Below are 18,006 nucleotides of genomic sequence, written 5' to 3' on the forward strand. Positions count from 1 at the left end.
CGGCTCAGGCGCCGCCCGGCGGTGCTCGCCGGAGACCTGTCCCCGGCGAGCGCGCCCTCACGGGCGGTGCTCCGGGAGGCGCCTCACCGGCGGCGCCTGGTGCGCCGGACCTTCAGCTCCTCGAAGCGCGGGACGTCGCCGTCGAGGACCCGTCGCCACGCCCGCGCGAACAGCTCGGCGGCCGGTTCGGTCGGCACCAGGACGCCCAGGACCGGCCGGGTGCCCGTGGCCGCTCCGTACATCGGCAGCTTCCACTGCTCGACGGGCAGGAGCGGCGAGGTCTGCTCCGACCAGGCCCCGGGGAGGAAGAGGGAGCGCCCCGCCCGGGCCCGCACGGCCGACACGACCAGCTCGGTCCCGGCCAGCTCCGCACGGGCCGCCTTCAGACGGGCCGGCTTCCAGCCCGTCCACCGCGCCGTGACGCGGTCGGTCGGGTCGGGCATGGCGAGCAGCATCAGGTACAGCGTCGCCGCGTCGGCGCCCAGACCGTGCGCACCGGCGACCTCGGCCACCAGCTCCGGGACCGAACGCGACGGGTCCTGCGGCCACCACGTGCCCTCGTCGTCCGTCCCGCCGGCGACGGGCGCCCCCGGGTCGGCCAGCAGCCGCGCGAACGCGGGGTCGTGCACGCGCCGCAGGGCCGTCTCGACCGCCGTGGGCTCCTGATCGGCGCCGCGCAGCGCGACCAGATACGGGTCGGACCCGGTGGAGTCCAGCAGAGCGGGCCGGACGGCGGGCAGCGGCTGGCCGTCGTGCGTGGCCATGAGCACCGCACCGTACCGCTCGTGGTCCGGAGCCGTCTCCGTCGGAGCGCCGGCCACCTTCCGGAAGTCCGCGAGGCTCGTGTAGTGGCCCACCGCGAGCAGTAGTTCGGGAGCGGCCAGCCGCTGCCGCACCGCGGTGAGGGCACCCGGCAGGGCGGCCCGGACCGGATCGCCCGCGGGCAGCCGGTGTGCCAGCCACGTCGACAGGCCGATCGCGCCGGACAGCACCGCCGAGTCGAAAGGCGCCTCGGCCGGAGCCACCGTCGCCGGACGGTCGCCGTCGATGCGCCACGCCAGGTCGACACCGAGCTCCGGCGACGACGCCGGATCCAGCAGCGCCGGGAGCGCGCGGTGCGCGGGCCAGCCGCCGCGGGCCCCGCGCGCGGCCTCCGCCGCCAGCCAGTCGGGCACCTGGCGGCGCCGTCCCACCCGCTCGTTCCACACGGCCGCCGCCGACGCGACGTCGGGGCCCTCCGTCCACAGCCGTGCCGGGTCCTCGGGCAGGAGAGCCGCGAGGACCGCCCGCCGCACCTCGACCGTGACCGCGCGCAGCTCGTCGCGGGCGTGCCCCGCCTCGGCCACCTTCAGACCGAGCCTCGTGCGGAGCTCGGTCGGCAGGAAGTTCTTCTCCCAGCTGTCCACGTCGGGCATGCCCGCGAGAACGATCCGCGCCAGCGGCCCGGACGCACCGGTGAGGCGGCTGAACTCGTCGGCCGCCGCCGGCAGGAAGGGCGCCTCACCACGGGCGCGTGCCTCCCGCAGGAAGAGCGTCAGCCACTCCGCCTCGCGCACCCGGTCGCCCACCGGCGCTTCACCGCGCGGGGTGTACGGGCCCGGCACCTCGAAGCGACCGCTCGGGTCGTGGAGCAGCGCGCCGAACTCCCGGCCGTCGTGCACGCCCGCGTTGTGCTCGGTGAAGCCGAGTGCCGCCCCGCCGCCCAGGGGCAGCACACTGCGGTGGGAGGAGCTGCGCTCCTGCCCGTCCGGGGTGTGCAGATGAGGCGTCGTCAGATGGACCAGCACCCGGCGCCACCGGCCGGCCGACGCCGCCGTGGAGCCCAGCCCCAGTGCGTCGACCTGGTCGAGGACACCGAACAGGGCCTTCCGGTGCGCCGGGGTGCCGCCGGGCGCGACCGCCCGGTAGGCGATCGCGGCCGGGTCGTCGAGGAGGGAGACGAAGGGCAGCCCGCTGTAGGGCAGCGACGGCAGGTCGAAGTGCAGCCGGCCGGGCAGCACCGCGCCCGAGGTGTCCGCCGACACCGCGGCCAGCGCCTCCAGATACTGGTGGGTCACGTCGCTGTCCGCCCCGTACCGGTAGTAGCCGGAGCCGACGATGCCGTGCAGCGCCTTCCCGATCAGCTGGTCGCTCGGACCCTCGACACGGGCCTGGGCCGGCTGGGCGGACGGGTCGAGGCGTGCGGCCACGGCGTCGAGCGCCTTCTGCTGCCGCACCGCGAAGCGCAGCACCTTCACCACACCGGCGATCATCTCGGGCGCCGTGACCTGCGGCAGCGCGGCGCTCACCAGCTCGGGCAGGTCCGCCGCCCGCTCCGCGAGCGCGGCGGCCTTCAGCAGGACACCGGCCGCCTCGGCGTCGGCCGCCCGCAGCGCCGCCGACCCCAGCGGGTCACGCGCCCGCAGCATGTGCAGGTACGGCAGCGGCGGCAGGGCCTGGGCCGCGGTCCCGTACAGCTCGTTGCGGTGGTCGCACGAGGCCGTGGCCGTCACCACACCCTCCGGATCGCTCAGCGACAGCTCACGCCACTGCCGCGTCAGCGCCCGGGGCCGCTCGTCCCCGGGGAACGTCAGCGCGGCGACGGGCACGTCCGCGCCCTCGGGGAGGCTGACGACCCGTCCGGTCGTGTCCTCGCCCTGGTAGCCGCCGTCGGGCAGACGCACCACCCGCCAGCCGAGCAGCCCGTCCGAGGACGTCCCCTGCGCCGAACCGTCCACCGCGGGCCCGGGCCGCACCCAGGACACGGCGGCCGCCAGCTCCGCCCCGTGGCCGTGCGGCCGCAGCGCGTCCGCGAGGAAGCCGGGCTGCGAACGCCGGCCGTGGACGCCCCCGACGGGGTCGTACTCGACCCAGCCGGTGTCCTCCGCCTCGCCCCCGCTCCGCCACACCCAGTACGACGTGCCGTCGGACACCAGCGTGCGCTCCCCGGGCAGCTTCGTGTCCCCCACGTTCAGGACGCCGCCGCCGGTGGTGCGGCCGCCCCCCGGAAGCGGGAGGCTGGGGTGCGGCGAACGCAGCGTCCAGTGGTCGGCGCCGACGATGTCGAAGACGGAGTCCGGCGCCGTGTGCCAGTACCCCTGCGCCTCCCCCTGCCCGTACGAGCTCCAGAACACCAGCAGCGCGCCGTCCACGTAGTGGAAGCCCATGCGCCGCACGGACGACGCGGCGGGCACCCGCAGATCGTGCACGAGAACGGTCGACTCGGAGTCGATCACGCGCACCTGGGCCGCGTTGGCCACGATCAGGTACGGCCACGCCTCGGCGACCGTCGGCGCCTCGCCGCCCTGCCGCGCGGGCGCCAGCTCCGCCAGCGCCTCCTCCCACGCGGGCCAGCGAAGCTCCTCCCACAGGCCGCCGCGCAGGGTCCGCGCCACGCTCGCGCCGAGATCGGCGCCGGCCGCCGCCGCGACCTCCCGCGGCGCGAGGGCCAGGGCCTCGGCGGGGAGCCACGACAACCGGTCGATCGCCTGCGGCAGTCCCGGGAGCCCGGCCGCCACCGAGGCCTCCGCCACCTCGCGCATCCACTCCGCGAGCATCGGCCGGCCGCCGGGCGAGGCGGCGAGCCGCCGCATCACGTCCGCGCCGGCCGACGCGCCGTTGTAGCCGTCCGCCCCGCGCCGGAACGCGGGCCGGAAGCGGAGGTCGGCCGCCAGGGCCACCAGATCCCGGCGCTCCTCGCCGCGCGCCCAGTCCGACAGGTTCAGGGCGTCACCCCGCCGGTGCGGGGCGCGCTCCTCCTCGGGGTCGGCGACCGCGAGGCCCCGCGCCAGCAGGAGGTCCAGCAGATTCAGGTCCTCGACGCCGATCCGCAGGAACCGCCCGCCCTCGGGCCGCACCGCCAGGTCGGCGGCCAGCCGCCCGGCGGCCCGCTCGACCAGCGGGAGCAGGGCGGACGGCGTCGGGCGAGGGCCCCAGCCCCGGTGCCGCGCCGCGTGGAACCGCTCCAGCCAGCCGGCGGCACCGTCGGAGCACCGCTCCTCCTCCGGGACGTCCGCATCCGTGAGACCGGCGTCGGCCCCCGACTCCGCGAGGAGCCCGAGCCACAGCTCGGTCATGTCGCCGTCGTCCCCGGGCGGCGTCATCGACAGCAGCGTGCCGCGCGCGGACGGCACGCGCCGGGCCAGCGCGACCAGCGCGCCGCGGTGCGCCTTCCACCAGCCGGTGGCGGCCCGCAGGGTGGCCGGCAGGGGCAGCAGCTCGGCCAGGTAGTCCTGCTCCGCCTCGCTCCCCGACAGGGCGGCGGCGCGGGCGAGCCGCCTCAGCTCCGTCGCGGCCTGGGCGGACGGCGCGAGGCCCCCGGCGGTCCGGCGCACGCACAGCCGGCGGAACCGCTCGTACGCCTCGACCGGGGCGAGCCGGGCCGACAGCTCCTTCCCGTACGCGGTCAGCACCTTCACCGGCAGGGCCCCGGCCAGCGCGAACTCCAGGAACACGGCGTCGAGCCGGTCCTCGTCGACGGTCAGCCCGTGCTGCGCCTCGCTCGTACGGGCGCGGCCGAACAACTGGCCGGCGTACGTGGTGTTCTCGACGCCGAGGAAGACCCGCGCGGCCTGCTCGTAGAAGACGGGCAGGAAGTGCGGGACGGCCGAGGCGAGCCGCCCGGCCAGCTCCTGGCAGGCGTCCAGCGCGGCCTTCGGCTTCGTCCTGGCCTGCCGGGCCAGCCGGTCGAGCTCCGGCACGACGGCCAGGGCGTGGTGTCCGTCCTCCGGGTGGTGCACCAGCACCCACTCGGGGAACCCGAGCTCCTGCCGCCGGCCGAGACCGACCACCACCGGCTCGCCCTGCGGCTCAAGCCCCAGGAAACCGGCCGCGAGGTCCTCGGCCGGGCCGAGCTCGGCCGCGGCCAGCCGCACGACCACGCGGTCCTCGCCGAGCACCGCGTGTCCGTAGGACCGCGCGGTCAGTTCGACCGCCGAGGGCCCCGCGCCCCGCGCTCCGGCCGGGAGCACCGCCCCCGCCGCGAGCAGTTCCCTGTTGTCGTTCTCGCCGGTGCCGGTCACGCGTCCCCACCCTCTTCGATCGTGCGGCCGGCGTACAGCGCCGCGGCCATGCGCATTCCCTCGGACCAGGCCACCGGCCCGACCTCGCTCAGCCGCACCGCGCGGCCGTCCTCGTCGTGCCAGCTCAGCCCGCCGGTCTCCGACTCCCCGTCCCAGTACGGCTCGCCGATCCACACCGAAGCCTCCGTGCCCCGGCCCCCGTCGCGCACCTTGCAGGTCGCGTAGCCGCCGGACACCCGGTAGCCGAGGCTCGTGGCGCGGGCGGCGAGACCGAACCGCGAGGCGAACTTCCCGCCGGCGTAGTCCCGCACCTCCGTGGCGGTCGCCGCGCGCCCCCCGGCCTTCCCCCCGGTCTCCTCCGTGCCGTCCGGCCGCGCCCACGTGGCCCGGTGGATCTGTTCCACCTTCTGCGTGATGCCGAGGTCGGCGGCGAAGTCCCGTACGTCGTCCAGGTCCGGGAGGAGCACGGGGTGGGGCAGGGTCACCGTGCGCGGCGACAGCCGCACGGTCTCCCCGTCGAGATCGACCACCTTCAGCTCGCCGTCGGCGGTGACGTCCCGCAGGAAGCCCACCTCGTCCGGGTCGTCGCCCACGACGGCCATGTCCCGCAGCGCCGTCTGCCACGCCGCGTCCGGCCAGACCCGGGCGATCAGCTCGGTCGGAACCGGAAGCGACGACACCATCCAGGCGTCCACCTGCGCCACGCAGGAGGCCTCGTGCCGGTCCAGCCACTCGGTGAGCCGGCGCAGCCGGTCGACCTCGGGACTGTCACGCAAAGCCTTCGGCAGCGTCTTCAACTGCCGCCCCCCGACGCGCCGTGCGACCACACGCCCGTCCTCGAGGGTGATCTCGTACCCCTCACCCGCTGCCAGCCACGCCATGAGCCGTGCCCCTCCGCCAGTCCGTCAGATGTCGGCGCAGCCCGAACAGGGGGCGATGACGCCCCTGAGCTGCGATATGTGGGGAGACTAACCAGGGCCACTGACAACGGGGTCGGCCGCCTCGACACTCACGGGTAGGTTGCGGCCATGACCGGTGACTGGCGGACACGCCGCGTCGATGCCGCCCTCAGGGACGAGAACCCGACCGTCATGCGACGGATGGCCTCGGGGTTCGCGGTGATCGGGGACGTCCAGTTCCTCCCCGGATACTCGCTCCTCCTCGTGGACGACCCGTCGGTGCGGCGGCTGACGGATCTTCCGAGGGCGAAGCGGCTGGCGTTCCTGTCCGACATGGAGCGGCTGGGTGAGGCGGTCGAGCGCGTCTGCGGGCGCCTGGACCCGGCCTTCCGGCGGGTCAACCTGGAGATCCTGGGCAACACGGACCCCTACCTGCACGCCCACGTGTGGCCGCGGTTCGCGTGGGAGCCGCCCGAACTGGTGGGGCTTCCGGTGTGGCTCTACCCCCGGGAACGGTGGAGCGACGACAGCTTCCGGCTCGGCCCGCACCACGCCGAGCTGCGCGAGGCGATCGGCACCGCGCTGGACGAGCTGGGCTCGGACGGCTGAGGCGGGGGCCGCCGACGCCAAGGCGCCGGTCCCGGCCGGTTCACCTGCCATGGCGCCGTCGCGTCACCCCCAGGGGTTACCTCCCCGGTCCCATGGCCCGGCGAAGGAATCCGACGGTGGGTCAATGGTGCGGAGGAGGCGCGGGTGACACCGTTTTCCCTGTTCACGGACCGTCCGTGAAAGCGCATGTGACGACCTGCCACCGACGGAGGCCCCATGACCACCAAGCCGACCACCAGCCGGACGGGCCTGACGCGACGCGGTCTGCTGGGCGCCGCGCTGGCCGCCGGCGCCGCGCTGCCGCTCGCCTCCGTGGCGGGGCCCGCGTGGGCCGGATCCGGAGCGGATTCCCCCACGGCGGAACGGTTCACGCTGCCCACGCCCACCGGGCCGTACCCGGTCGGCACCGTCCAGCTGCACCTCGTGGACCGCTCGCGCCCCGACGCCCTCGCGGGTCCCGGGCACTTCCGCGAGCTGATGGCCACCGTCTGGTACCCCGCGCGCGACGTCCACCGGTACCCGGTGGCGCCGTGGATGCCGGACGGCGCGTTCCGGGCGTTCGTCGACGACGCCGGGTTCGGCGAACTGGCCTCCCTGGGGCCGCTCACCGCCGGTCACGTGGGCGCTCCCGTGCGACGAACGGGCCGGAGGCTGCCCGTCGTCGTCTTCTCGCACGGGGCGCACAGCCACCAGGGCGACCACACGGTGGTGGTCCAGGAGCTCGCGGGGCACGGCTACGCGGTGGTCACGGTGGCCCACCCGTACGACACGTACACGGAGTTCCCCGACGGCCGGATCGCCGTTCCGCTCCTCGACCCGCGGGCCCCGACGCTGCCCGGGGACTTCGCCGCCGACCTCCGCTTCGTCCTCGACTGCGTCGAGCGGCTCGCCGCCGGGCACAATCCCGACGCCGAGCGCAGGAAGCTGCCGGCCGGGCTGCTCGGTTCCCTCGACCCCCGGCGCATGGGCGCGTTCGGCTGGTCGAAGGGCGGGACCGCCACCGCCTGCGCCATGCTCGCGGACCGGCGCATCCGGGCCGGGGTGAGCCTCGACGGCCCGATGCGGATGAACCCGCCCCTCACCGGCGACCTCGATCGCCCCTTCCTGATGATGACCGCCGAGTTCACCAGGGCCAATGATCCCGCGGCCGAGGCGTTCTGGTCCCACCTGCGGGGCGGGCGGCTGAACATCGAGGCCAGGGGCGCGGCCCACGTCTCCTACGGCGACAACGAGGCCCTGTTCCCGCAGGTGGCGCGGAGGTACGGATGGAGCCCGCAGCAGCTCCAGGACGTGATCGGCACCCTCGGCCCCGACCAGGCGGTACGGATCCAGCAGGCCTATCCGCTCGCGTTCTTCGACGAGCACCTGCGCCACCGGCGGAGCCGCCTGCTCGACGGGCCGTCCCCGGCCTTCCCGGCGGTGACGTTCCTGCCGTAGACGCGGGGGAGGACGGTCCCGGTCCGCACGGCGAGGAGAGCGACCTGGCCCTGCCCGCCGCGCTATGAGGACGCGTGCCCCGCTGAGCGCGCGGTGTGCGGGGGCCCGCCCCGGTGGGCGTCGGGTGCCTGTGACAGCGCAGGCACCCGACGCCCCTTCCTTCTAGGCCGCGGAGCACTCGAGGGAGAGGGCGAAGCGGCAGTGGATCAGGGTCCTGCGGGGTGCGGGCCGGGGAGGTCCGGCGGAGCGGCGATGGCGCGGGGCGCGGGGTTCCCGGTGGACGAGGAGGAGCGCCGCCAGCATCGGACCGCACGTCATGAGTATGAAGGTCATGACGTGGCCGCCGCCATCAGCGGGGCGGCCGGAGCCGCCGGTCGTCCCGGGACCTCGACCGCGGCCGCGGTCAGGAGGTGTCGAACGGCCCGGGAGCGGTTCGTGACGGTCAGGCGGCGGCCGCGCCGCGGCCACCACTCGAGGACGGCGAGGAAGCTGGAGTCGCAGAAGCCGACCCGTGCGGTGTCCAGGACCAGACCGGTGCAGCCGCCGTCGGCCGCCGAGGCCAGCAGCGCACGCAGCGGGGCGACGCTGTGGCAGTCGATCTCACCGGCGAGGCGCACGACCAGGGTGGTGCCGAGGGTGGTGCAGGCGGCGACGACTATGACGCCGGGCGCGTTGTCCGCGCCCGAGTCGTGCACGACGGGGAAGGCAGGGGCAGCGAGGACGGTGGGCAGTATCGGAGCTTCGCTTGAGGTTCTCACAGACCCATCAACGTCGCGCACACGGTCCCGGGTGACGCGGCGCGCGGCCCTTTCACCCCATGTGAGCAGCACCGATACCCAGCACGAGCGAAACTTTCCACCCGTACGAGTCAGAAGCGAGCGTCCCTGCGCCCGGCCACGCGTCGGCGCCGTGCGGACGCGGACCGGTCCGCCGATGTCGTCGGCGGACCGGTCCGGCCGCTCGCGGCTAGCTGAGGGTCTGCACGGCCGCCGCGTCGTACGGCTTGAGCTCGTCGGTCCGCCCCGAGAGCACCTTCGCCGCCCACTCCGGGTCCTGGAGCAGCGCGCGGCCGACGGCGACCATGTCGAACTCGTCGCGCTCCAGGCGGTCGAGGAGGTCGTCGATGCCCTGGACCGGGGCGCCCGCGCCGGCGAACGCGTGGATGAAGTCGCCGTCGAGACCGACCGAACCGACGGTGATGGTGGGCCGTCCGGTCAGCTTCTTGGTCCAGCCCGCCAGGTTCAGGTCCGATCCCTCGAACTCGGGGATCCAGTGGCGACGGGTCGAGGCGTGGAACGCGTCGACCCCGGCGGCGGCGAGCGGGGCGAGGATCGACTCCAGCTCCTGCGGGGTCCCGGCGAGCCGCGCGTCGTAGGCGTCCTGCTTCCACTGCGAGTAGCGGAAGATCACCGGGAACTCGGGCGACACGGCCTCGCGGACCGCGGAGACGATCTCGGCCGCGAACCTCGTGCGGGCCACGGCGTCGCCACCGTAGGCGTCGGTGCGGCGGTTCGTGCCCGCCCACAGGAACTGGTCGATGAGGTATCCGTGGGCGCCGTGCAGCTCGACGCCGTCGAAACCGATGCGCTCGGCGGCCGCGGCGGCCTCCGCGAAGGCGCCGATGACGTCGTCCAGGTCGCTCTGGGTCATCGCCTGGCCCGTGCCCTCGGTGCCGTCGGTGCGGATGCCCGACGGACCCATCGCGGGGGCGTCGGCGAACGGGGCCTGGCCCTGCTGCCGCACCATGCCGATGTGCCACAGCTGGGGCACGATCGTGCCGCCCGCCGCGTGCACGGCGTCGGCGACCTTCGCCCAGCCCGCCAGCTGCTCCTCGCCGTGGAAGCGCGGCACGCGGTCGCTCTGCCCGGCCGACGCGTGGCCGACGTAGGTGCCCTCGGTGACGATCAGGCCCACACCGGCGGCGGCGCGGCGGGCGTAGTACGACCGGACGTCCTCGCCGGGGACGCCGCCGGGGGAGAACATGCGCGTCATCGGCGCCATCGCGATGCGGTTCGGGACGGTCAGGCCGTTCAGCGCGACGGGCCGGGAAAGGATCTCGGCCGCGCGGGAGGTGGGGGACGCGGTGGCGGTCACGGGTACGCTCCTCATGGCAACTACTTGACAATCTTGATGCTTGAGAACTTCATGTAATACCGAGGACGGTAGAGGTCAATGCTTGAGGTAGTCAAGTATCTCTGGCTAGAGTGGACCCATGACAGAAGCCCCCCGCGTCGGAACGGACCAGCTCATGGAGCTGCTCTCCGTGTCGCTCGGCGTCTACTACGGCGACTTCACCGTCGCCGCGGCGAGTGAGAACCTCACGGCGAGCCAGGGCAAGGCACTCACCGTGCTGCGCCGGGGGCCGGCCGCGATGCGCGCCCTGGCCGAGACCCTGACCTGCGACGCCTCCAACATCACCGGGATCATCGACCGGCTGGAGAAGCGCGGCCTGGTGCGCCGTGAGGCCGACGCCTCCGACCGGCGCGTCAAGAACGTCGTCCTCACGGCCGAGGGCGAGCGCGTCACCGACGCGATCCGCGCGAAGATGCGCGCCACGCAGGAGGGCCTGGAGCGGCTCGACGAGCAGGACCGGAAGGCCCTCCACACCCTCCTGGAGCGGGTCTTCGTCCCGCCGCCCTCCGCCTGACCCGCGTCGGCGCCCGGCGAGGTCTCGGCGCGCCGCGCAGGCGCCGAGGCGACGGCTCGGACCGGGTGCACCGCGCGGTCCCGCTCCGGTACGAGGCTGTGTACCGGAGCGGGAAGGCTGAGTACGCGCACTCATGCCGGGTCGCGCCGGGGGCGAGAAGGATGACGGCACACCCCCGACACGAGGAGCCGGCGATGTCCGTCACGCACCCGATCTTCCGCCCGTCGCACGACGCGCGTCCGGTCCCCGGCCGCAGGCTGCCGACCGTCCTCGCGCTCGCCGTGGCCGTGGTGCTCGTGGTGTCGGCCTTCGGCGCGACGGACCCGACCACCTGGCTGCTGGAGACCGTCTGGGTCATCCTGGGCCTGCCGCTGGTCGTCCTGCTGCGCAAGCGGTTCCCGCTGAGCGGTCTGCTGTGCGGCCTGCTCGCCGTGCACGCCACGGTCCTCGCCGTGGGCGGGCACTACACGTACGCGGAGGTGCCGGCCGGCGACTGGGTCCGCGACTGGTTCGGCCTGGACCGCAACCCGTACGACCGCTTCGGCCACCTCATGCAGGGCTTCGTACCGGCCGTCCTGGTCCGCGAACTCCTCGTCCGCACCTCCCCGTTGCGCGGAAGCCGCTGGCTCGCCCCGCTGACCGTCTGCGCCTGCCTCGCGTTCAGCGCCGTCTTCGAGATGCTGGAGTGGCTCGCGGCCGTCACCGGCGGTCAGGCGGCCGACGCCTTCCTCGCGACCCAGGGCGACGTGTGGGACACCCAGTGGGACATGTTCTGCGCGCTGATCGGTGCCACGTGCTCCGTGCTCCTGCTGAGCCGTGTCCACGACCGGTCCGTCGGCCGCCTCGCGCTCCCGGTACGGGACTGAGCGGGCGCGTCAGTTCGGCGCCGCTTCGCTCGCCTGGGCGGTGACGATGCGGGGGAGGGCGCCGGGGTGCTCCCGCGCGAGCCAGTCGACGAGCTCCTCCCGCACGGCGACCCGGGTCGTCCACAGGTCGTCGGGGTCCTTGGCGGTCACCAGGGCGCGGACGGTGATGCCGGTCGGCGAGGTGTCGGTCACGGCGAGGTCCCACCCCCGGCCGTCCCAGCCGGAGCAGGTGTCGAGGAACGCGCGCAGGTGCTTGCGCATCAGGTCCACGGGCGCGGAGTGGTCGCAGTGCAGGAACACGGTGCCGGTCAGCTCGCTGCCGCCCCGCGACCAGTTCTCGAAGGGGCGGGAGGTGAAGTACGACACCGGCAGGGTGACGCGGCGTTCGTCCCAGGTCCTGACGGTGAGGAAGGTGAGGGTCACCTCCTCCACGGTGCCCCACTCGCCGTCGACGACCACCGTGTCGCCGATCCGGACCATGTCGCCGAAGGCGATCTGGAACCCCGCGAAGAGGTTCCCCAGCGTCGACTGCGCCGCGACGCCGGCCACGATGCCGATGATCCCGGCGGAGGCGAGCAGTGAGGTCCCCAGTCCCCGGAAGGTGGGGAACGTGACGAGCACGAAGGCGGCGGCGATCACGCCCACCGCCACGGACACCACCCGGGTGAGCAGCGTGACCTGCGTGCGGACGCGGCGCAGCCGGGCCGCGTCCCGGGTACGGGCCGCGTAGCGCGCGTACGCGGACTCCACGACGGCCGAGACGACGCGGACGGCGAGCCAGGCGCCGCCGCCGATCAGACACAGCAGGAGGACGTGGTCCAGCAGCCGGGCGCGGTCGATGAGCGGAGGCCAGTGGGTGGCGCGGTACGACCACCGGAAGACGGCGCACAACAGGACCGCGTACAGCGGCGTACGGCACCGCCTCAGCAACCCCCAGAGCGGTGTGTCGGGGTGACGTGCGTCCGCGTACCGCGCGAAGAGCTCCGCCGCCCGGCCCGCGGCCAGAGCCACCAGCACCGAGCCGCCGAGGACGATCGTCAGTCGAACAACGCTTTCCATGACTCCCCAGTCGACGAAAGGAACGTGATCGTCTCTCGCCTCACCGCCGGGCCGTCCGGCAAACACAGCCGGGCCGGACCCAGCGGGCCGGGCCCGGCCGCGGGCGGTCGCCCCGGACCGGCGGCTCAGCGCGGCCGAGGGTGCCATTCGACGAGCAGGACGGTGGCGTCGTCGTGCAGGCGCCGGCCCTGGTGGACGAGGATCTGCTGGACCAGACGGCGCAGGGTCTCGGGCGCGGGCAGGTCGTCCGTCAGGGCCCGGACGACGGCGTCGGCCAGGCGGGCCTCGCCGAAGAGCTCGCCGCCGGCGGAACGCGCCTCGGTGACGCCGTCGGTGAAGAGCAGCACCCGGTCGCCCGGATGCAACTGGACGCTGTGGACCAGCGGATCCGGCAGGTCGTACCCGGCCAGCCCGAGCGGCGGCCGGGGGGTCCGGGCGAGGGCGTCGGCGACGACATGGCCGTCGCGGATCAGCATCGGCGGGGGATGGCCGCAGTTGACCCAGTCCAGGCGGCCGGTGGCGGTGTCCAGGTCGGCGATGACGCAGGTCAGCAGCCGCTCGGGGATCCAGCGGTCCAGGGTGCGGCCGATCTCCCGGGCGATGGCGTCGAGACCGCCGCCCGCGCGCCGGGTGGACCGGCACGCGGCCAGCGCGGCGGCGCTGCACCCGCCGGACGCCAGGTCGTGCCCCATGGCGTCCAGGAGCGTCAGATGCAGTACGTCTCCGGCCAGGCTGTGGTCGTACGCGTCGCCTCCCACCTCGTACGCCGGCTCCAGGATGGCGCTGGACGTGACCGCCGCGCTCCCGATCGTGCGCGGCGGCAGGAACGCCCACAGCAGTTCGGCCTGGAGGCTCATCTGCCGGGTCCGCATCGTCTCCGCGAGGAGGTCGCTGTACGGCTGCTTGGTCGAGAGGACCAGGGCGAGGAGATCTGCCAGGGCCTCGCACCGGCGCAGCAGGGGCGCGTCCAGTTCCGGCGCGGTCACCCACAGCACCCCGAGGCGGCCGATGCCGTCCACGATCGGGATCCAGCCGGTCCGCTCGGTGCCCCCGTCGTCCGGCGGGCTCAGCTGCGCGGTCTCGGTGCCGTACGCCCGTCCGGCGAGTGAGCCGTCGATGGGCAGGGTGTCCGGATCCCCGGTCCCGGTACCGGCCTCGGCCCCGGGCCACCGCGCCTGCTCCGGGCCGAGCAGCGCGACCAGGTTGCGCTGCTGGAGGTCGGCCACGTACGCGCCGGCGTCGGTCAGACCGAGCCGCCGCCCCGCGTCCCGCACCAGAGCGGGGATCGCGCGCGGCGCGAGCCGGTGGGACGCGGCGAGCACATCGGCCAGGACCGGGCCCAGGTCGTCGTCCGCCACCGGCACCCGCCCGCCCTTCGTCAGGGGCACCGGCCGAACCCGGCACCCACCTCATCATGCGCCGGAACCGGGCCGGTCGGCGCGGCGCCGCGCGCTGCCGGGGTGTCGCTCCCACGATCCCCCGACCGGCCCGCCCCGGGCCGGGGAGCCGGCGGGACCGGTCGGGGCACGCGGCCGATCGCGCCGACGGCCGGTTTGCGGGAGAGGTCGCGGGGCACGCGGACCTCCATGAGTTCCCCGGGCCCCGGAAGCCCGGGACGGAAAGTGCGAGTCCGCGAGAGAACGCGAAGGGATGAGAGCCGATGCAGACCGGAATCGTCCTGGTCGTCGTAGCGGTCGTCGTCTTGGGGTGCGTCGCCGTCCTGGCGGTGGGCCGCCGACGGCGGACGGCACTCCGTGACCGCTCGGGACCCGAGTACGAACGGATCGTCGAGGCGACCGGCAGCAGACGGGCCGCCGAACGGGAGCTGGAGTCCCGGGCGCGCCGCCTAAACGACCTGCGCATCACGCCCGTTCCCGCCGAGCGGCGGGAAGAGTACGGCCGACGGTGGATGCGCGTCCAGGAGGAGTTCGTGGACCTCCCGGAGGCCGCGGTCCAGGACGCCGACGCCCTCGTGGCGGAACTGATCCGCGACCTCGGCTACCCCGACGAGGGGCACGAGCAGCGGATGCGCGATCTGTCCGTACGGCACGGGCGCACGCTTCAGCACTACCGGCAGGCCCTGGAGGTCCACGCCCTGAGCACCTCCAAGTCCGCCACCACCGAACAGATGAGGGGCGCGATGATGCACTACCGCACCCTCTTCGACGACCTGCTCGCCGACGGCGAGCCGACCGGCGCCCGCCGGTCCTGACGCGGAGGCAGGAGACATGCGAAACCACCACGACCCGTCCGAGCACAGGACGCGGGTACCGAGCCCCCGGCACGCCCCCGACGCGTACCCCGGCACGCCGGACACCTGGGGCGAGACCGGCGCCGGCGCCGCGGGAGCCCAGCCCCTGGACGACCGAACGGGTCCCGCCTCGCCGGGGTCGGCGCCGCTCCGGTCCGATGTGCCCGCGCAGCGGCTCACGTCGCCGCAGGCCCCCCAGGCCGAGTCCGCGCCGCCGCCGGCGCCGCCGATCCCGCCCAGGCCCTTCGCCGACCCCGCCGCGGGGCCGACGGGCCACGAGGTCCAGGAGGGCCACGAGAGTCACGTGGTCCACGACGGTCATGAGGGTCACGAGGGCCACGAGGGTCATCCCCGTCATGCCAAGCCCGCCCCGCAGGGCCTTCCGCAGGACCCGCCGGGGGACGTGCCTGCGACCGGTGCCCCGGACCACCGCGGGGAGCACGCCCGCCCCGTCCGTCCCGACGGCGGAGCCGGTGACGAGGAGATCCCGGACCTCCTCGACGACGCGGAGCAGGAGGCGTTCCTCACCCGCTGGCACGAGGTCCAGGGCCGGTTCGTCGACGACCCGCGCCAGGCCGTCCACGCGGCGGACGTACTCGTCGGGGACGTGATGCGGACCCTGGCGGACACCTTCGGCCGGCACCGCGGTGCCCTGGAAGGCCAGTGGAGCCAGGGCCTGGAGGCGGACACCGAGAGCCTGCGGCGCGCGCTCTGCCAGTACCGCGCCCTCTTCCAGCGACTTCTTTCCGCCTGACGGTCCGCGCACCGCCCCGGATTCCCGGGGAGGGGCACATGAACCGCAGGGACCCGGGTACGCGGACGCCGTGCCGCCCGCCAGAGAGGGAGCCCTCACATGGGTCTGGGAGTGTTCATCATCATGATCGCCGTCGGGGCCATCCTGACCTTCGCCACCGACTGGCAGATCGACGCCATCGACCTCGACCTCGTCGGTCTGATCCTGATGGCGGTCGGATTCCTCGGGACCGCCGTCTACACGAGCGTCCTCCGGCGGCGCCGGATGGTCGTGCCGCCCGTGGCGCCGACGGTCACCGACGACGACCGGCGTGACCTGCTCTGAGGCGGCCCGCACGCCCGGTGCGGCGACAGCCACCACGTACACCACGCACAGCGACAAGGGAGCCACCGCAATGAACGACCACGTCTGGACCTTCAACGCCGACTCCGGCCACCTCGCGGGCACCGACCTGACCGGATGGCGGGTCGAGGCGGCCGACGGGCACATCGGGAAGGTGGACCGGCACTCCGACGAGGTGGACGACGCGTACCTGGTCGTGGACACGGGCGTCTGGATCTTCGGCAAGGAGGTGCTGATCCCGGCGAGCGCGGTCATCCGCATCGACCTGGTGGAGCAGACCGTCCACCTCGGCCTGGTCAAGGAGCAGGTCAAGGACTCGCCCGAGTTCATCCCCGAGAAGCACCTCGCCGACCTCCAGTACCGCGAGGAGATCGGCCAGTACTACCACACCGGCGGCCCCTTCCCGGGCGGATCGGGCGCCTTCTGACGGGCCGTGGCCTGAGAAGGGGTGCCGACGACCCCCGACCCAGGCCGACGGCCTCGCGGCCGCCCCGCACCGGCTTTCCTCCGGTGCGGGGCGGTCCGCTTTTCGGCGCGGGACGCGCGCGGGGAGCGTACGGCCGGGTGGCATGGACCAGGTCAGGGCGGCGCGGACCCCCTACGGCCGCCCGCGACGCCGCTACTTCAGCTCGATCTCCACGAAGGCCAGCGGGGCCGCGCCCGCGTTGACGACCTCGTGCTCGCCGCCGGCCGGGCGCGCGTAGGACTCTCCCGCCCGCAGCTCGTTGACGGTGACCGTGCCGTCGGGCGTGATCACGCGGGTCCGCCCGTCGGTGACGGGGACCACGACGTAGTCGTGGGCGTGGACGTGCCGGCCCGTGGACTGGCCGGGTTCGAAGTCCCAGCGGGTGACGCGGACCCGGTCGTCCTCGTGCTGCTCGGTCGCGCGGGCGGTGGTGGTCATGTCGCTCTTCTCGCCGTGGTCGGTTCCGGGCGCCGCGCCGGGCCGCGCAGTCCGCTCCGACCCGCAGGTTAACCGCTGGGCCACCGCGGCGCGGGGGAGCCCCACCGCACGGCGTGGACGGTGCGGGCGCCTCCGTACGTCACCGGGGAGCCGTGGCCCCGGGGCGCGAAAGAGCCCGGCACGCTCCGATCGGAGCGTGCCGGGCTCTTCGACCCGCTCAGGCCGTCGCCGGCAGGGCCGAGTCGTCCTCGGGGCGTGCTCCCGGCAGCCGGTGGCGGGCCGCTATCAGGGCCGTCTCCACGTCACGGGTGCCGGTGGAGACGCACAGGGTGTAGGCCAGGTCGTCCATGCGTCGCCGTACCTCGGCGCCGCCGCTCTCCGCCTGGAGCACCCTGAGCGTCTCGTACTGCTCGATGAGGTTGTGCAGGACCGCGGGATGGGCCATCAACACGTACTGCTCCTGTCGTCTGCAGGGCGGCGACCGCCCCGGTCGACGCTCGCGTACCCGGACTCCGGCGTCGCACTCCTCTTCCGCCCGGCCACGGATCCGTCGGGTGCGATCCCGGCGGGGGCGGTGTGGGAATCATGAAGCGGGGAAGAGCGTGTACCAGGCGCGCACCGCGCCCACCAGTACACACGAGGGGAGTGCCAGCGCCATGACCGACGCGATCACCGCGGAGTGTGCGGCACAGGAACCCCTGCTGTCCGCGAGCGCCGTCTACGACCACGCTTCCGACGACGGCTCGATCGCCGCCGCCCGCGCCTTCACCGCGGCCTTCCTCGCCCGCACCCCGTCCGTCCGCACGGAACCCGTCGCCGACGAGAGCGTCGAGCTGGCCCAGTTGGTGGTCAGCGAGCTGGTGACCAACGCGGTCCGGCACGCGACAGGACCCTGCCGGCTGCTCCTGGAGCTGCGGGGCCACGCCCTGGAGATCTCCGTGTTCGACCGGGCTGCCGCCGCGCCCGTACCCCGGGGGCACGACCCCCGCCGCGTCGGCCACCACGGCCTGGAGATCGTCCTCACCGTCTGCGAGAGCCTGAGCGTGGAGCCGGACCCGGAAGGGAAGAGGGTCCGCGCGCGGCTTCCCCTCCTGCCGGGGAACGCCGGTCCCCCCGACCGCCCCTGAGGACGGCGCGCGTACGGCAGAGGGCACGGACCTGCGTCTCCTCACCGGGACCCCCTCCGCACGCCGCCCCGGACGGGCGTGACGCTCCACCACGACATCGCCACCCCGACA

18 protein-coding genes are annotated in these 18,006 nt (G+C 74.5%); 9 read left to right on the forward strand and 9 right to left on the reverse strand.

The window, feature by feature from the left end; translation table 11 throughout:
- Nucleotides 1–83: 83 nt before the first annotated feature.
- Both ACFYXU_RS21710 and ACFYXU_RS21715 read right to left on the reverse strand, forming a co-directional pair.
- Complete coding sequence (locus tag ACFYXU_RS21710) at nt 84–5,000, reverse strand: DNA-binding protein (RefSeq protein WP_389406845.1); 4,917 nt, start codon at nt 4,998–5,000, stop codon at nt 84–86.
- Nucleotides 4,997–5,881 carry a DUF4132 domain-containing protein gene (locus ACFYXU_RS21715; RefSeq protein ID WP_376510322.1) on the reverse strand — a complete coding sequence of 295 codons (885 nt, stop codon included), beginning with the start codon at nt 5,879–5,881 and terminating at the stop codon, nt 4,997–4,999. The genes ACFYXU_RS21710 and ACFYXU_RS21715 overlap by 4 nt, the downstream gene beginning before the upstream one ends.
- A 147-nt stretch (nt 5,882–6,028) precedes the next feature.
- On the opposite strand from ACFYXU_RS21715, the gene ACFYXU_RS21720 reads away from it, so the two are divergent.
- Nucleotides 6,029–6,508 carry an HIT family protein gene (locus ACFYXU_RS21720; RefSeq protein WP_389406846.1) on the forward strand — a complete coding sequence of 160 codons (480 nt, stop codon included), beginning with the start codon at nt 6,029–6,031 and terminating at the stop codon, nt 6,506–6,508.
- Between the two features lie 216 nt (nt 6,509–6,724).
- The gene (locus ACFYXU_RS21725; RefSeq protein ID WP_389406847.1) at nt 6,725–7,945 is read left to right on the forward strand and encodes an alpha/beta hydrolase family protein; all 1,221 of its coding nucleotides are present in this window, start codon (nt 6,725–6,727) and stop codon (nt 7,943–7,945) included.
- Between the two features lie 162 nt (nt 7,946–8,107).
- On the opposite strand, the gene ACFYXU_RS21730 is transcribed toward ACFYXU_RS21725, so the two are convergent.
- The 3 genes from ACFYXU_RS21730 to ACFYXU_RS21740 form a co-directional block, all read right to left on the reverse strand.
- Nucleotides 8,108–8,278 carry a hypothetical protein gene (locus ACFYXU_RS21730; RefSeq protein WP_389406848.1) on the reverse strand — a complete coding sequence of 57 codons (171 nt, stop codon included), beginning with the start codon at nt 8,276–8,278 and terminating at the stop codon, nt 8,108–8,110.
- Nucleotides 8,275–8,640, reverse strand: coding sequence for an STAS domain-containing protein (locus ACFYXU_RS21735; RefSeq protein ID WP_376510314.1), 366 nt, complete (start codon nt 8,638–8,640; stop codon nt 8,275–8,277). Before ACFYXU_RS21735 ends, ACFYXU_RS21730 begins: the two co-directional genes overlap by 4 nt.
- 271 nt (nt 8,641–8,911) lie before the next feature.
- Nucleotides 8,912–10,039 (reverse strand): NADH:flavin oxidoreductase, encoded by a 1,128-nt coding sequence (locus ACFYXU_RS21740; RefSeq protein WP_384574358.1) that lies wholly within the window; start codon nt 10,037–10,039, stop codon nt 8,912–8,914.
- 118 nt (nt 10,040–10,157) lie between these two features.
- Here ACFYXU_RS21740 and ACFYXU_RS21745 point away from each other — a divergent pair, with 118 nt between their 5' ends.
- Together ACFYXU_RS21745 and ACFYXU_RS21750 are read left to right on the forward strand one after the other, a co-directional pair.
- On the forward strand, nt 10,158–10,592 hold the full coding sequence (locus tag ACFYXU_RS21745) for a MarR family winged helix-turn-helix transcriptional regulator (RefSeq protein ID WP_389406849.1): 435 nt from the start codon (nt 10,158–10,160) through the stop codon (nt 10,590–10,592).
- A gap of 194 nt (nt 10,593–10,786) precedes the next feature.
- Nucleotides 10,787–11,458, forward strand: a complete 672-nt coding sequence (locus ACFYXU_RS21750) for a DUF2238 domain-containing protein (protein ID WP_389406850.1) — start codon at nt 10,787–10,789, stop codon at nt 11,456–11,458.
- 9 nt (nt 11,459–11,467) lie between these two features.
- Here the strand turns inward: ACFYXU_RS21750 and ACFYXU_RS21755 are convergent, their stop codons facing one another.
- Both ACFYXU_RS21755 and ACFYXU_RS21760 read right to left on the reverse strand, forming a co-directional pair.
- A complete protein-coding gene (locus ACFYXU_RS21755; RefSeq protein ID WP_389406851.1) occupies nt 11,468–12,517 on the reverse strand; it encodes a mechanosensitive ion channel family protein in 1,050 nt (349 codons plus the stop codon).
- A gap of 125 nt (nt 12,518–12,642) precedes the next feature.
- Complete coding sequence (locus tag ACFYXU_RS21760) at nt 12,643–13,905, reverse strand: PP2C family protein-serine/threonine phosphatase (protein WP_376510304.1); 1,263 nt, start codon at nt 13,903–13,905, stop codon at nt 12,643–12,645.
- Between the two features lie 272 nt (nt 13,906–14,177).
- Here ACFYXU_RS21760 and ACFYXU_RS21765 point away from each other — a divergent pair, with 272 nt between their 5' ends.
- The 4 genes from ACFYXU_RS21765 to ACFYXU_RS21780 all read left to right on the forward strand — a co-directional run bounded on the left by ACFYXU_RS21765 (nt 14,178) and on the right by ACFYXU_RS21780 (nt 16,291).
- Nucleotides 14,178–14,729 carry a hypothetical protein gene (locus tag ACFYXU_RS21765; protein ID WP_389406852.1) on the forward strand — a complete coding sequence of 184 codons (552 nt, stop codon included), beginning with the start codon at nt 14,178–14,180 and terminating at the stop codon, nt 14,727–14,729.
- Between the two features lie 16 nt (nt 14,730–14,745).
- On the forward strand, nt 14,746–15,522 hold the full coding sequence (locus tag ACFYXU_RS21770) for a hypothetical protein (RefSeq protein WP_389406853.1): 777 nt from the start codon (nt 14,746–14,748) through the stop codon (nt 15,520–15,522).
- Between the two features lie 99 nt (nt 15,523–15,621).
- Nucleotides 15,622–15,846: a DUF6458 family protein gene (locus ACFYXU_RS21775; protein WP_376510298.1), complete on the forward strand. Its 225-nt coding sequence runs from the start codon at nt 15,622–15,624 to the stop codon at nt 15,844–15,846.
- Between the two features lie 70 nt (nt 15,847–15,916).
- Nucleotides 15,917–16,291 carry a PRC-barrel domain containing protein gene (locus ACFYXU_RS21780; protein ID WP_329858240.1) on the forward strand — a complete coding sequence of 125 codons (375 nt, stop codon included), beginning with the start codon at nt 15,917–15,919 and terminating at the stop codon, nt 16,289–16,291.
- 192 nt (nt 16,292–16,483) lie between these two features.
- On the opposite strand, the gene ACFYXU_RS21785 is transcribed toward ACFYXU_RS21780, so the two are convergent.
- Nucleotides 16,484–16,768, reverse strand: a complete 285-nt coding sequence (locus ACFYXU_RS21785) for a cupin domain-containing protein (RefSeq protein ID WP_376639065.1) — start codon at nt 16,766–16,768, stop codon at nt 16,484–16,486.
- Nucleotides 16,769–16,985: 217 nt separating this feature from the next.
- Nucleotides 16,986–17,219, reverse strand: a complete 234-nt coding sequence (locus ACFYXU_RS21790; RefSeq protein ID WP_376517622.1) for a DUF5133 domain-containing protein — start codon at nt 17,217–17,219, stop codon at nt 16,986–16,988.
- 205 nt (nt 17,220–17,424) lie between these two features.
- On the opposite strand from ACFYXU_RS21790, the gene ACFYXU_RS21795 reads away from it, so the two are divergent.
- On the forward strand, nt 17,425–17,895 hold the full coding sequence (locus ACFYXU_RS21795) for an ATP-binding protein (protein ID WP_389406854.1): 471 nt from the start codon (nt 17,425–17,427) through the stop codon (nt 17,893–17,895).
- Nucleotides 17,896–18,006 lie beyond the last annotated feature (111 nt).

The organism is Streptomyces sp. NPDC002232 (assembly GCF_042890295.1).
Classification (GTDB): domain Bacteria; phylum Actinomycetota; class Actinomycetes; order Streptomycetales; family Streptomycetaceae; genus Streptomyces.